This is a genomic window from Rubrimonas sp. (assembly GCF_036788415.1).
Taxonomy (GTDB): domain Bacteria; phylum Pseudomonadota; class Alphaproteobacteria; order Rhodobacterales; family Rhodobacteraceae; genus Rubrimonas.
On sequence record NZ_DAIQNN010000080.1, the window covers coordinates 1 to 12,562 of the forward strand.

At 71.0% G+C, this 12,562-nt stretch carries 15 protein-coding genes; 4 read left to right on the forward strand and 11 right to left on the reverse strand.

All coding sequences use genetic code 11. From position 1 onward, the window contains the following. Positions 1-188: head decoration protein (locus V7Q31_RS14515; RefSeq protein ID WP_333834578.1), on the forward strand; the 188-nt coding region annotated here is incomplete at its 5' end. A 189-nt stretch (positions 189-377) separates the two neighbouring features. On the opposite strand, the gene phnE (V7Q31_RS14520) is transcribed toward V7Q31_RS14515, so the two are convergent. From phnE (V7Q31_RS14520) to V7Q31_RS14565, 10 genes are all read right to left on the reverse strand, one after another. Further along, positions 378-1,202 (reverse strand): phosphonate ABC transporter, permease protein PhnE, encoded by an 825-nt coding sequence (phnE, locus tag V7Q31_RS14520; RefSeq protein ID WP_333834579.1) that lies wholly within the window; start codon positions 1,200-1,202, stop codon positions 378-380. After that, positions 1,199-2,071 carry a phosphonate ABC transporter, permease protein PhnE gene (phnE, locus tag V7Q31_RS14525; protein ID WP_333834580.1) on the reverse strand — a complete coding sequence of 291 codons (873 nt, stop codon included), beginning with the start codon at positions 2,069-2,071 and terminating at the stop codon, positions 1,199-1,201. Before phnE (V7Q31_RS14525) ends, phnE (V7Q31_RS14520) begins: the two co-directional genes overlap by 4 nt. Further along, a complete protein-coding gene (gene phnC, locus V7Q31_RS14530) occupies positions 2,068-2,826 on the reverse strand; it encodes a phosphonate ABC transporter ATP-binding protein (RefSeq protein ID WP_333834581.1) in 759 nt (252 codons plus the stop codon). Before phnC (V7Q31_RS14530) ends, phnE (V7Q31_RS14525) begins: the two co-directional genes overlap by 4 nt. Beyond that, the gene (gene phnD, locus V7Q31_RS14535) at positions 2,823-3,737 is read right to left on the reverse strand and encodes a phosphate/phosphite/phosphonate ABC transporter substrate-binding protein (protein ID WP_333834582.1); all 915 of its coding nucleotides are present in this window, start codon (positions 3,735-3,737) and stop codon (positions 2,823-2,825) included. The genes phnC (V7Q31_RS14530) and phnD (V7Q31_RS14535) overlap by 4 nt, the downstream gene beginning before the upstream one ends. A gap of 199 nt (positions 3,738-3,936) precedes the next feature. Then, positions 3,937-4,425 carry a tyrosine-protein phosphatase gene (locus tag V7Q31_RS14540; RefSeq protein WP_333834583.1) on the reverse strand — a complete coding sequence of 163 codons (489 nt, stop codon included), beginning with the start codon at positions 4,423-4,425 and terminating at the stop codon, positions 3,937-3,939. Beyond that, complete coding sequence (gene phnE, locus V7Q31_RS14545; protein WP_333834584.1) at positions 4,422-5,306, reverse strand: phosphonate ABC transporter, permease protein PhnE; 885 nt, start codon at positions 5,304-5,306, stop codon at positions 4,422-4,424. The genes V7Q31_RS14540 and phnE (V7Q31_RS14545) overlap by 4 nt, the downstream gene beginning before the upstream one ends. Beyond that, positions 5,303-6,178, reverse strand: a complete 876-nt coding sequence (gene phnE, locus V7Q31_RS14550) for a phosphonate ABC transporter, permease protein PhnE (protein ID WP_333834585.1) — start codon at positions 6,176-6,178, stop codon at positions 5,303-5,305. The genes phnE (V7Q31_RS14545) and phnE (V7Q31_RS14550) overlap by 4 nt, the downstream gene beginning before the upstream one ends. Then, positions 6,171-6,953 (reverse strand): phosphonate ABC transporter ATP-binding protein, encoded by a 783-nt coding sequence (gene phnC, locus V7Q31_RS14555; protein WP_333834586.1) that lies wholly within the window; start codon positions 6,951-6,953, stop codon positions 6,171-6,173. The genes phnE (V7Q31_RS14550) and phnC (V7Q31_RS14555) overlap by 8 nt, the downstream gene beginning before the upstream one ends. Before the next feature lie 52 nt (positions 6,954-7,005). Further along, positions 7,006-7,905, reverse strand: a complete 900-nt coding sequence (gene phnD, locus V7Q31_RS14560) for a phosphate/phosphite/phosphonate ABC transporter substrate-binding protein (RefSeq protein WP_333834587.1) — start codon at positions 7,903-7,905, stop codon at positions 7,006-7,008. Positions 7,906-7,989: 84 nt separating this feature from the next. Continuing rightward, positions 7,990-8,598 (reverse strand): GntR family transcriptional regulator, encoded by a 609-nt coding sequence (locus tag V7Q31_RS14565; RefSeq protein ID WP_333834588.1) that lies wholly within the window; start codon positions 8,596-8,598, stop codon positions 7,990-7,992. A 113-nt stretch (positions 8,599-8,711) separates the two neighbouring features. Here V7Q31_RS14565 and V7Q31_RS14570 point away from each other — a divergent pair, with 113 nt between their 5' ends. Then, positions 8,712-9,314: a protein-tyrosine phosphatase family protein gene (locus V7Q31_RS14570; protein ID WP_333834589.1), complete on the forward strand. Its 603-nt coding sequence runs from the start codon at positions 8,712-8,714 to the stop codon at positions 9,312-9,314. A gap of 158 nt (positions 9,315-9,472) precedes the next feature. Here V7Q31_RS14570 and V7Q31_RS14575 read toward each other — a convergent pair whose 3' ends face one another. After that, positions 9,473-9,754 (reverse strand): hypothetical protein, encoded by a 282-nt coding sequence (locus V7Q31_RS14575; protein ID WP_333834590.1) that lies wholly within the window; start codon positions 9,752-9,754, stop codon positions 9,473-9,475. Between V7Q31_RS14575 and V7Q31_RS14580 the strand changes: the two genes are divergently transcribed. Both V7Q31_RS14580 and V7Q31_RS14585 read left to right on the forward strand, forming a co-directional pair. Continuing rightward, positions 9,747-10,772, forward strand: a complete 1,026-nt coding sequence (locus V7Q31_RS14580; protein WP_333834591.1) for an ABC transporter substrate-binding protein — start codon at positions 9,747-9,749, stop codon at positions 10,770-10,772. The genes V7Q31_RS14575 and V7Q31_RS14580 overlap by 8 nt on opposite strands. Before the next feature lie 7 nt (positions 10,773-10,779). After that, positions 10,780-12,562, forward strand: a 1,783-nt coding sequence (locus V7Q31_RS14585) for an ABC transporter permease (RefSeq protein WP_333834592.1), incomplete at its 3' end; no start/stop codon positions are given.

The window sequence follows — 12,562 nt, forward strand, 5'->3', positions numbered from 1 at the left end:
TCGTCTGGGAGGCGCTCCGCGACTACTGCCGCGAGACCGTCACCCTCGCCGCCGGCAAGCTCCAGCCCGGCGCCGTGCTGGGCAGGATCACCGCCAGCGGCAAGTACGCCGCCCACGATCCCGCCACCTCGGATGGCGCCGAGACCGCCGCGCGGGTCGTGGAGAGAAGACGGCGAAAATGGTTGTAGAAATCCCGCCGTCGCCTCGGCGGCGAAGCGGGCAACCGCGCCGTGGGCGCAAGCTTCCAACCCGGTGCGCTGCGGCTTCCGGGCCGACGCGGCCTCGACCCTGGTCTGCGGGGCAGCAATCAGGAATGCGGAGGACGGCTGCCATTGGTCGGATATGCGCGCGTCTGGCAACGCCGAAGCGATGGAATGTCAGCGCGCGTCGCCGATGAGACGCGCCCGCAGCCGCCCGCTCGCCGCGTCGATCAGCGCGACGGTGACGAGGATCATCAGCACGATGGCGGCGACTTCGCGCCACGCGCTCAGCATCATCCGATCCATCAGGAAGAATCCGATCCCACCCGCCCCGACCACGCCGAGGATCGTCGCCGAGCGGACATTGGATTCGAGGAAATAGAGCGCGTTGCCGAGCAGCACCGGGAACACCTGCGGAAGCGCCGCGAAGCGCGCGACCCCGACCGGCCCGGCCCCGGTCGCGCGCACGCCGCGCATCTGCTCGCGGTCGACGTTCTCAAGCGCCTCGGAGGTCAGCTTCGTCAGCACGGCGGTGTCGTTGACGGCGATGGCGAGGATGCCTGCGAAGGGCCCGAGCCCCACCACGGAGACGAAGAAGATCGCCCAGATCAGCGCGTCGAGCCCGCGCACCACATCCGAGCTTCGCCGCACCAGAAACCGCACCGGCCCGAACGGCATGATGGTGCGCGCGCCCATCAGCCCCAGCGGGATCGACAGCAGGGCGGCGATCAGCGTGCCGAGAAACGCCATCGCCAGCGTCTCGCCGATGGCCCCGAGATAGACCCAAGCCTGCCCTTTCAGCGAGGGCGGGACCATCAGCGCGAAGGTGGCGCCGAGGCGCGAGACGCCCGTCGACAGCCGCTCCCAGCCGAAGCCGAGCGTGCTGAGACCCCACAGAAACAGCGCCGCCGTCAGAACCGCCGCCGCCCGGCGCGCCCAGGCGCGAGGCCCTTGCGGCGGGAACAGCTCCGGGCGCGCGGCGCGCCAGCGCCCGGACGTCATCGCGCGCTCAGCGCGTCGGCGCCGATCAGCCGCCCGCGCGCCCAGGTCGAGGCCGCGTCCACTGCGACGACTGCGCCGATCAGCATCAGCGCGATGGCCGAGGCGTCAGTCAGATTGAACTGCTTGATCGCGCCGTAAAGCTCCTGCCCGATGCCGCCCGCGCCGACGAAGCCGAGCACCGAGGCCGCCCGCACGTTGATCTCGAAGCGCAGCAGCGCGTAGCCAAGATAATCCGGCGCGACCTGCGGCGTCGCGCCCCAGACCATGATCTGCGCCCAGCTCGCCCCGGTGGCCCGCACGCCGCGAAGTTGCTCCGGGTCGGCGTTCTCGGCGACGTCGGCGAACAGCTTGCCGAGCGCCCCGAAGCTGTGCAGCGCGATGGCGAGCACGCCGGCCAGCGGCCCGATCCCGAAGGCGTAGACGAACAGCACGGCGAAGACGAGTTCGGGCACGGTCCGCGCGACCTCAAGCGCCCGCCGCGCGCCGAAACGGGCCCAGGGCGAAGGGGCGAGGTTTCGCGCGGCGAGAAACGAAAACGCGTAGGCCCCCGCCGCGCCGAACAGCGTCGCGTAGACCGCGATCAGGATCGTCTGCCAGAGCGCCGCCGCCCAGGAACCGAGGTTCCAGTACCAGCGCGCCATGTCGGCGGCGAAGGTCTCGACCGACAGCTGCGGGACCATCCGCCCGAAATAGCTCCCGAACCGCGGCAGGCGGTCCCACAGCCGCGCCAAATCGACTTCGCCGAGAATGGCGGCGCCCCAGATCGCCGCCGCCATCAGACCGAGGCCCAGCGCCCAGCTCAGCCTCGCCCGACGCCGCTCCGCCGCCCAGGCTTCGGCGAAGCGGGCGCGATGGACGAGCGCGCTCACGCAGCCTCCTGCAGGGCGGCGCGGCTGCCGTAGATCGCAAGCAGCGCCGCCTCGTCGAGCGCGCCGACCGGGCCGTCGAACACCACCCGTCCCTGCGACAGCCCGATCACCCGGTCGCACCACGCCCGCGTCAGCGGCACGGAATGGAGGTTGCAGATCACGGTGATCCCGCGCGCGCGGTTGATCTGCCGCAGCGCCTCCATCACCCCTTCGGCGTTGAGAGGGTCGAGCGAGGCGACGGGCTCGTCGGCCAGGATGATCCGCGGCTCCTGCACCAGCGCGCGGGCGATGGCGACGCGCTGCTGCTGGCCGCCCGAAAGCTGGTCGGCGCGCTTGAGCGCGTGCGCGTCCATCCCCAGCGCCGCCAGCGCGTCGATGGCCGCGTCGCGGTCGGCGTCGGAGAACCAGCCGAGCAGCTTGGGCGCGCGCGGCGGAAAGTCGAGCCGCCCGGTCAGCACGTTGGTCAGCACGTTCAGCCGCTGCACGAGATTGAAGCGCTGGAAGATCATCGCCGTGCGCCGTCGCCAGGCGCGCAGCTCCGCACCGCGCAGCTTCGCGATGTCGCGCCCTTCGCTCAGGATCTCGCCTTCGGTCGGGTCGATCAGGCGGTTGATCATGTTGAGCAGGGTGGACTTGCCGGCCCCTGACCGCCCGATCACCGCGACCATCTCGCCCTGCGCGACCGTCAGCGACACCTCGCTGACGGCCATGCTTTCGCCGAAGCGCCGGCCGACCCGGCGCAGCGCCAGCGTCACTGGCGCTTTTCCGCCTGACGGATCGCGATGAAGGGCTCGTAGGCCTCGGGCTGCACCAGCGCGAAGCCGCCGAACACGTCCTTGGTCACCACCTCGAACACGTCCGGCGCGCTGTAGCGCATGTTGACGAAGCACTCCGACAGCTTGGCCTTCATGTCCGCCGGATAGCTCTTGCGGGTGGTGAAGGGCGCGTTCGGCACCATTTCGGATTCGTGGATGAAGCGGATGTCCTCGAGCTTGATCAGGCCGTTGCCCGCGGCGCGCGTGTGCGAACCCGCCTGCGGCGAGTAATACCAATTGGTCGTCGCGTCGATATTGCCCTGCACCACCGAGACGAGGCCGTTGTCATGGCTGCCGGTCTGCACCAGAGCGCCGAAATGGATCGGCTCGTTGGCCGCGTTCACATAGCCGATCTCGCGGAAATACTGCATCGGCAGCACGAATCCTGACGTCGACGTCGGAGTGCCCCAGCCCAGCGTCTTGCCCTTGAGGTCTTCGAGAGTCTGATAGGGGCTGTCGGCCTTGACCGCGATCACCCATTTGTAGCCGAGATCGTTCTGCGGCGAGACGTCCATGGCGATCGGCTCGACATCGCCGTCGGTCAGGTCGTGGACGATGGCGTATTGCGCCGGGCCGTACCAGGCGAGCTGCACGTCGCCCTGCACCATCGACTCGATGATCGCCGAATAGTCGTTGCCGATGCGGACTTCGACGTTCTCGATCCCGAGGCACTGTGCGAGATAGGGGGCCATCGCGCCCCAGCGCTGGGCGGCGCTCTGCTGGTTCTCGCCGGTGGAAAGGCCGAAAGTGAGCGTCGAGAAGGTCTCGCGCCAGTTCTCCTGCGCGGCGGCGGGGAGAGCGATCAGAACGGCGAGCGCGGCGGCGGCGGCGCGGTGGGCGGTTTGGGTCATGTCGGTCTCCGGTCTGGCGCCGCGGCTCCACGGCGATCTGCGTCTGTTTCGCGTTAGCCCGGTTGCGCGACATGTCGGCGACACCGGCGCGGCAGTTTCTCGGAGCTTGCCCGGCGGAGGCCGAAGGCCGCGCCGCGCCCGATCGCGAGTTGCGCGCCCGCAGCCGGCGATGCGCCGTGCGCCGACGCTGCGGCGAAGGTCATTTCTCCTCGCCCCCGAGGAAATCGCGCTGCGCCGCCGTCTCGGGCTGCGAACCCGCCGCGCGCACGCGCGCCGCCGCCTCGTCCGCATCGAGTCCGAGCGCCTGAAGGACGCGCTGCGCCGCCAGTCCGGTGCGGCCGATCCCCGCCGCGCAATGGATGGCGACGGTCTCGCCGCGACGCAGCGACCCGGCCAGGTCCTCGACGAAGGCTGCGAAAGCCGCCGGGTCCGCAGGCGCGCCATAGTCGCGCACCGGGTGGTCGATCACCGGGAAAGGCAGCGCGCCGGACGCGCGCGCCGCGGCGTAGTCCGGCGACTTGAGCGCGATCTCCGCCGGATCTGCGAGCGACGCCACGCGCGAGACGCCCGCCGCGGCGGCGCTGGCGAGAAACGTCGGCAGCGGGTCGAAGCGGCCCGGCATCGCCGACAGCAGCAGCCGGCCGGGCGCCCCGGGGGGCAGGGCGACGGGGCGCAGCGGGGCCTTCACGGGCGGCCTCGCGCGGGGTCTGCGACAATGCGCAAGCGGATCTCCTTGGACAGGGCGTCGAGCAGGGCGACGGCGATCAGGATGACGAGGATGATGAACGCCGCCTCGGGCCAGTCGCCGGCGCGGATGCGCTCCGACAGCAGCATCCCGATCCCGCCTGCGCCGACCACTCCGAGGATCGAGGCCGAGCGCACATTGCCTTCGAAATAGAACAGCGCGTGCGACAGGATGACCGGAAGCACCTGCGGCAGATAGCCGAGCCAGGCGGTCTGCACCGGCCCCGCGCCGGTGGCGCGCACCCCCTCCACCTGCTCGACCTCGGCGTTCTCGATCGCCTCGGCGTAGAGTTTGGACAGCGAGCCGATGTCGCCGGCGGCCAGCGCCAGCATCCCCGCGAACGGGCCGAGGCCGACCACCGAGATGAAGAACAGCGCCCAGACGAGCGAGTCTATGGCCCTGCCCGAATCGAACAGCCGCCGCAGCGAGAAATGCGCCAGCGCGTTCGTCACGACGTTGCGCGCCCCGAGAAACCCCAGCGGCAGCGACAGGGTCGAGGACAGAAGGGTGCCGAGAAACGCCATCGCGACAGTCTCGAGCATGGCCCGGGCGATGTCGCCGGGATAGCCGCCAGGGCTCGGCGGAACCATCAGGGCGATCAGGAACCCCAGCCTACCGAGGCCGTCCCAGAGTTGCGCGAAGCCCAGATCGAGCCGCCAGATCGCGAAGGCGGTGACGGATGCGACCAGCGCAAGCCCGCCCCACGCCCGCAGCCGCGCGCCGGGGCGCGGGCGGAAGGCCTCGGGCGCGCGGACGCGGGCGTGGGCGATGCGGGCGCGGGCGATGCGGGCGGCGACGTCCGCGGGCAGGGGCCGATCGCTCATCGCTCCGCTCCGATCAGGCTGCAGCGCAAGCGCTCGCAGATCATGTCGATGGCGGAGACCACGACGATCAGCATGATCACGATGGCGCTGATGTCCGTGAAGATGAACTGGCGGATCACGAAGAACAGCTCCTGCCCGATCCCGCCTGCGCCCACGAAGCCGATGATCGCGGCCGAGCGGACGTTGATCTCGAAACGCAGCAGCGCGTAGCTGAGAAACATCGGCGCGACCTGCGGCGCCACGCCGTGAACCATGATCTGCGCCCATCCCGCGCCAGTCGACCGAACGCCGTCAAGCGACGCGGCGTCGACATTCTCGCATACCTCCGAGCACAGCTTGCCCAGCGCCCCGGCGGAATGCACCGCGATGGCGAGGATGCCGGCGAGCGGCCCGAGCCCGAAGGCGTAGACGAAGATCAGCGCGTAGACGATCTCGGGGACGGCGCGCCACAACTCGAACAGCCGCCGCGTCAGGAAATAGGCCCAGCGCGTCGGCGCGAGCGTGCGGGCCCCGACGAAGGCGAGAGGCAAGGCGACCGCGCAGCCGAGCAGCGTGGCGAGCCAGCCCATCAGCAGCGTCTGCAGCAGCATGTCCGCCCAGCGCCCGAAGCCCCAGAACCAGTTCGCAAGATCCGCGCCGAGCGTGGCGAGCCGCAGCGGCGGAATGGTGCGGTCGATGTAGCGCCAAAGCCCCGCCGGCACGTCCGGCAGCGCGTCGAGCCGGACTTCCGAAGCGACGCCCGACAGCAGGACCGCCGCGAGAAAGGGCGCTCCCCACAGCGCCATGCGCCGCCGATCTGCGCGCCGCGCCTGCGCTTCGCGCAGTCGGAACGCAGCCCACGCCGCCGACCCCGGCGCGTCCGCCTCAGCCATGAGGCCCCGGAGGCGCAGCGGCGGCGCCCTCCGCCTCGGGACCCAGGCCGTAGATCGCGCGCAGCCGCGCCGGGTCGAGCGAGCCGGGCGGGCCGTCATGGACCACGCGACCGTGCAGCATCCCGATGATCCGGTCGCAATAGGCGCGCGCCGCGTCGAGCGTATGAAGATTGCAGATCACGGTGATGCCGTCCTCGCGGTTGATGCGCGCGAGCGTGTCCATCACCATCGTCGCCGCGCGCGGGTCGAGCGAGGCGATCGGCTCGTCGGCGAGGATCAGCCGGGGCGCCTGCGCCAGCGCGCGCGCGATGGCGACGCGCTGCTGCTGGCCGCCCGACAGCTGGTCGGCGCGGTGCAGCGCGAAATCGGCCATGTCGAGCCGGTCGAGCGCCTCGACGGCCAGCGCCCTGTCCTCGACCGGATAAATTCCGAGCAGCGAGGTGATCGTCGGCTGCGCGTTCAGCCGCCCCATCAGCACGTTGGCGAGCACGCTGCGCCGCTTCACCAGCCCGAACTGCTGGAAGATCATCGCGCACGCCCGCCTCCAGCGCAGCAGCGCCCGCCCGCGCAGCGCGGTGACGTCGACCCCGTCATGCAGGATGCGCCCTGCGCTGGGCTCGACAAGTCGGTTGATCATGCGCAGCAGCGTCGACTTTCCCGCGCCGGACCGCCCGATCACCCCGACCATCTGGCCGTTCGGGATCGCGAGCGACACGTCGCTGACTGCAGGCGCGTCGGCGCCGAACCGTTTGGTGAGCGCCTGCAGTTCCAGCATCGGCCAGCCCCTCTTGAAGCGCGCCGGCGGTCGCCCGCCGGCGCACGCGGCGTCACTGGCCGCGGCGCAACTGCTGGCCGAGGCGGCGCATCTCGATGATCTCGGCGTAATCCTCGTGGGCGACCTCGCGCAGACCCGCCGAAGTGCCGTCGGTCATCGCGTCGAAGGCTTCGCGGTTCTCGGCGGGCAGCGCGATCAGCGCCGCCCGCACAGCCTCGATCATCTCGGGCGGGAGATCGGCGCGCATCCCGATCACGACATCAGGGATGATGTTGGAGCGCCAGATCACCCGCGTGGCGCCCTCGGGGATCAGCCCGCTGTTCACCATCCGCGTCGTCACCGACCGGTCGGGCGCGGTCTCCCACGAGGCGGCGGCGTCATACGTTCCGTCGATCACGGCGAAGACGCTGTTGTTGTTTCCGCCGGAGAACCCAGTCTTGCTGAAATAGCTCTCGGGATCGACGCCCATCTCGTGGAAGGCGAAGCTCGGCACCAGATAGCCGGACGTCGAACCGGGGTCGGAATAGGCGAAGCTGCGGCCTTTCAGATCCTCGAAGCTCTGGATGTCGCTGTCGCTGCGCACGATGATGACGCCGCGATAGCCCCAGTTCCCCTGTGCGTCGAGCAGCGAGACCATCGGCGCGAGATTGCCCTCGGTCACCTCATGGGCCGTCGCGTAGCCGGATGCGCCGAAATAGAACATCTCGATCTGGCCCGAGAGCAGGGCCTCGACCACGCCGGCGACGTCGGCGGTGACCTTGACGTCCACCGGCACGCCGAGCGCGGCGCTCAGATGCTCGGTGACCGGGCTGTAGCGGGCGCGCCGCTCCTCCTCGCTCTCCGAGGCGGACATGCCCCAGCGAATCTGCGGAACCTCGGCGCGCCAGTCGGCGCCGAGCGCATGAGTGGCGGACAGCGCCGCGAAAGCGGCGGCGAGCAGGCGCATGCGCATCGGGAAACCTTTCTTCGGGATCGCGTGAGTGCGACGCCAACCTGTATACAGGTTGGCGGTGACAGGTTGATGACGCTGCGGCGGCTATCTGCGGGTCGCGCCGATCTGCGGTGCGGGCTCCGCCGCGATCAGCCGCAGGATCGCCGCCGCGTCGCGCTCCGCGGCGATGGCGCGCCGCAGCGTCAGCGCCGCCTCCAGCGCCGCGCCGGGCTCGGCCCTGGCCTCCGCCATCCGCCAGCGCACCATGCGCCAATGGGCGGCCGCGTGGCTCTCCTGCAAGATCGGATCGACCATCAGCGCGCCGGCTGCGCGCAGGATCGCGGCGCGCTGGTCGAACACCGCCGAGAGCGGATCTCGCTCTGTCGGCGCCGCGACGGGCAGGTCGGCGGGCGGGTCGGCGGTGGCGGTCGCAAGCTCCGTCGCAAGGCGCAGGACGCCGCGCAGCAGCGCGAGATGCGCCGGGGCCTGATCGGCCTCCAGCGGCGCGACGCTTGTGCCGATGCCGGTTCGGGTCTCGACCAGCCGTTCATAGGCGAGCCGCTGAAGCGCCTGCCGCACGGGCGTGCGGCTGACGCCGAATCGGGCGGCCAGCGTGGTCTCGTGCAGCAGCATCGCCTCGGTCGGGTCGCCGGAGCAGATCATGCGCCGCATCGCCTCGACCATCGCCTCGACGCCTCCGGGCCCGCCGTTCATCTGCGCCAAGTCTCGTCCAGCCTCCGCGACCAGATGCATCGGGTTGCGCCGATTTAACGTCGCGCCATTATGCGCGGCAACGGCGGTCTGCAAGCTTTTCGCAGGGATCCAGCATGCGCGCGCGACACGACCCGCCCGACGCAGCCGAGGCTGCGCTGGGGTTTCGGACGACGATCGCGCTGCCCGATGGCGGCGCAGCGCTGATGCTGGCCTATCCCGGCCTCGACATCGCCGTCGACGGGCGGGCGTGGATCGATCCCGACGCGATGCGGGAGGTCGTGGCGCGGCTCGCGGCGCGGCGGGTCGCGATCCTGATCTCGCTGGCCTGCCGGCGCGAGTTGCCGCACGGGGCCGGCGCGCTGCTGTCGCGGCTTTGCTCCGCGCAGGCGATCCGACTGGCGCGTCTGCCGATCGCCGACTACGCCGCGCCGGGGCGCCGCTGGCTCGCGGCGATGGCGCGCTTCGGCGGGCGACTGGACGCCCTGACCGCAAGCGGTCGCCCTGTCGCGCTGTGCTGCCAGTACGGGGCGGGCCGCAGCGGCGCGGTGGCGGCGTTTCTGCTGATGCGGCAAGGTTGCCCTGCGCCGTCGGCGATTTCGCGCGTGCGCGCAGGCTTCGCGGAGGCGATCGAGTCCGACGCGCAGCGGGAGTGGCTGGAGGCCGTCCGGGCGCCGCAGCCCGGCGCCGGGTCACCCATGGTCGCGCTGCGCCACTGAGCCCGGGAACCGTGCGCCAGATGTAGTCGGTCAGCTGCGGCGCGCCCTCGGCCAGCGCCGACAGGCTGACCTGCCCGATCTCGAGGGAGATGAGCGTCGCGACGAGGAAGGCGGCGGCGATGAGCAGGGCGCTCCGCCGCCGGGCGAGGCGGGCCTCCTCAGACGCCCGCGCCGGCGAGGTCGCCACGGGAGAAGTCGAGATCGCCGGCGCGCCCTATCTCGGGCGGATGATCCCGGTGCGCGATCTCGCGGGCAATGTGGCGGGGGCTGCGCATCTGCTCGCGCCGCTGGGCGGCCTCGTCGCGACCAACACGGAGATGAACCGGATGGCGGCGGCGGCCGGCGCGGCGGCGCTCGCGCTCGCGCCGAACTGTCGCGAAACTGACATGCGCTTCGGTTACCCCTCCCTCGAACTTCATCCGGGAGAGACCGATGCGCAACCGACTGACCCTCGCGGCCCTCGCAGCCTTCGCCATCGCCGCCGATGCGCGCGGCGCCGCCGCCGAAGACCTCACGCTCTATTGCAGCCCGCAGATCGAATGGTGCGACCTGATGGTCGAAGCCTTCACCCGCGAGACCGGGATCACGGTCGCGATGACGCGCAAGAGCTCGGGAGAGACCTTCGCGCAGATCAAGGCCGAAGCCTCGAATCCGCGCGGCGACGTGTGGTGGGGCGGCACTGGCGACCCGCATCTGGCCGCCGCCGAGGAAGGGCTGACCGAGGAATACCGTTCGCCGATGCTGGCCGAACTGCACCCCTGGGCGCAGAAGCAGGCCGAGCAGTCCGGCTATCGCACGGTCGGCATCTACGCCGGCGCGCTCGGCTTCGGCTACAATGCCGAGATGCTGGCCCAGGCTGGGGCCGACGCCCCCGCATGCTGGGCCGACCTGCTGAACCCCGCCTTCAAGGGCGAAATCTCCGTCGCCAACCCCAACTCCTCGGGCACGTCCTACACCATGCTCGCCACGATGGTGCAGCTGATGGGCGAGGATGCGGCCTTCGACTACCTCAAGGCCCTGCACCCCAACATCGCCCAGTACACCAAGTCCGGCTCCGCCCCGATCAAGGACGCGGCGCGCGGCGAAGTCACCGTCGGCATCGTGTTCCAGCACGACGCGGTGACCCAGCGCGTCGAGGGCTTCCCCATCGTCACGGTCGCCCCCTGCGAGGGCACGGGCTATGAGATCGGCTCGATGTCCATCGTCAAGGGCGCGCCGAACCTCGAGAACGCGAAGAAGTTCTACGACTTCGCGCTGCGCGCCGACATCCAGTCCCGCGCCGCCGAGGCCAAGGCCTATCAGGTGCCCTCCAACATGGGGGCGACCGCGCCCGAGGAAGCGCCGGACTTCTCCACCATCAAGCTGATCGACTACGACTTCGCCACTTTCGGCTCTTCGGAGACCCGCGCGCGTCTGCTGGCCCGCTGGGACTCGGAAATCGGCGCGCTGGCGAACTGATTCCTGCGTGACGGCCCCGGCCGCCATGCGCGGCCCTGCCGCCTCGGCCGCGGGCAGGGCCGCCGATCGCCTGCTGCGGATCCCGCTCGGCCTAGGCTGGGCGGGGTTCCTTCTTCTTCCATGGGCGGACCTGCGCGCCGGCTTCTGGGGCTTGGGCTGGCTGGCCTCGGGCTGGCCGCTCGCGGGCGACGCGACGCCGGCGCTCGTCCGCAGCCTCGACGGCTCGGCGCCCTGGCTTGCGCCGCTGATTCTCGCGCTGGCCGCGCCCCTGTTCGCGCTGGGCCGCAATCGCGGCGATCCGTCGCGCGCCGCGATCCTGATCGGGGCGGGGGCCGGCGGTCTGATCTGGCTGATGCTGCAAGGTTTCGGGATCGGCCTTCCGGGCCGCGCCTCGGGCCTCATGTCGGCGCTGTTCGGCGCGGACGCCGCGCAGCCCGGCATGGGCGTCGGCGCCGCGCTGACCGCGCTCGGCCTGCTGTTCCTGCTCACCGAAGGGCTCGCCGGGCGCGGCGCTGCGCGCGGCGACGCCTTCACCGCCGGGACGATCGGGCTGGTGGTCGCGCTGGTGGGGCTCTTCATCTTCCTGCCGGTCGGTCTGATGGTCGGCGGCGCCTTCGCCGGCCCCTCGGGCGCCGCCGATTTCGCGCTGGCGCTCGGACGCTTCGGCGACAGCCGCATCTGGTCGCTCGGCTGCGTCACGGGCGCGGGCGGCTGCGGCACGGCGTGGAACACGGTGTTCCTCGCCACGATGACCGGGTTATCCACGACGCTGCTGGGCCTCGCCTTCGCGCTGGTGGTGGCCCGCACCCGCGCGCCGGGGCGGCGGACGCTGCGGCTCCTGTCGATCCTGCCGATCATCACGCCGCCCTTCGTGATCGGGCTCGCGCTGATCCTGCTGCTCGGCCGCTCCGGCGTGGTCACGCAAGGCTTGTGGGAGTGGTTCGGGATCAGGCCGACCCGCTGGCTCTACGGCTTCACCGGGGTCTGGATCGCGCAGACGCTGGCCTTCACCCCCATCGCCTTTCTCGTGATCATCGGCGTGGTCGAGGGCGTCAGCCCCTCGGTCGAGGAAGCGGCGCAGACGCTGCGCGCCTCGCCGATGCAGACCTTCTTCACCGTCACCCTGCCGCTGATCCGCCCCGGCCTCGCCAACGCCTTCCTGCTGAGCTTCATCGAGAGCATGGCCGATTTCGGCAATCCGATGGTGCTGGGCGGGTCGTTCAACGTGCTGGCGACCGACATCTTCTTCGCCATCGCCGGGGCGCAGTACGATGCGGCGCGGGCCGCCGTGCTGGCGGTCGTGCTGCTCGGCTTCACGCTCGGGGCGTTCTGGCTTCAGAACCAGTGGCTTGGACGGCGGCTCTACGTCACTGTGACAGGCAAGGGCGACGGCGGCCAACCGCTCGCGCTGCCGAAACCGGTCGCGCGGGCGGCGTTGGCGGTCGCCTTGCCCTGGGCCGCCTTCACCGCCGTCGTCTATCTGATGATCCTGTTCGGCGGTTTCGTCGAGGTCTGGGGGCGCGACCACAGCCTGACCCTGCGCCACTACGCGCAGGCCTTCTCCATCGGCTGGTCGGAGTTCGGAATCGTCTGGTCCGGCGCCGCCTGGAACAGCTTCTTCACGACTTTCTGGGTGGCGGCGATCTCCGCCGTGCCGACCGCGGCGCTCGGCCTGCTGATCGCGTGGCTGCTGGCGCGGCAGAATTTCGCCGGCAAGCGCGCCTTCGAGTTCGGTGCGATGCTGTCCTTCGCCATCCCCGGCACGGTGATCGGCGTCAGCTACATCATCG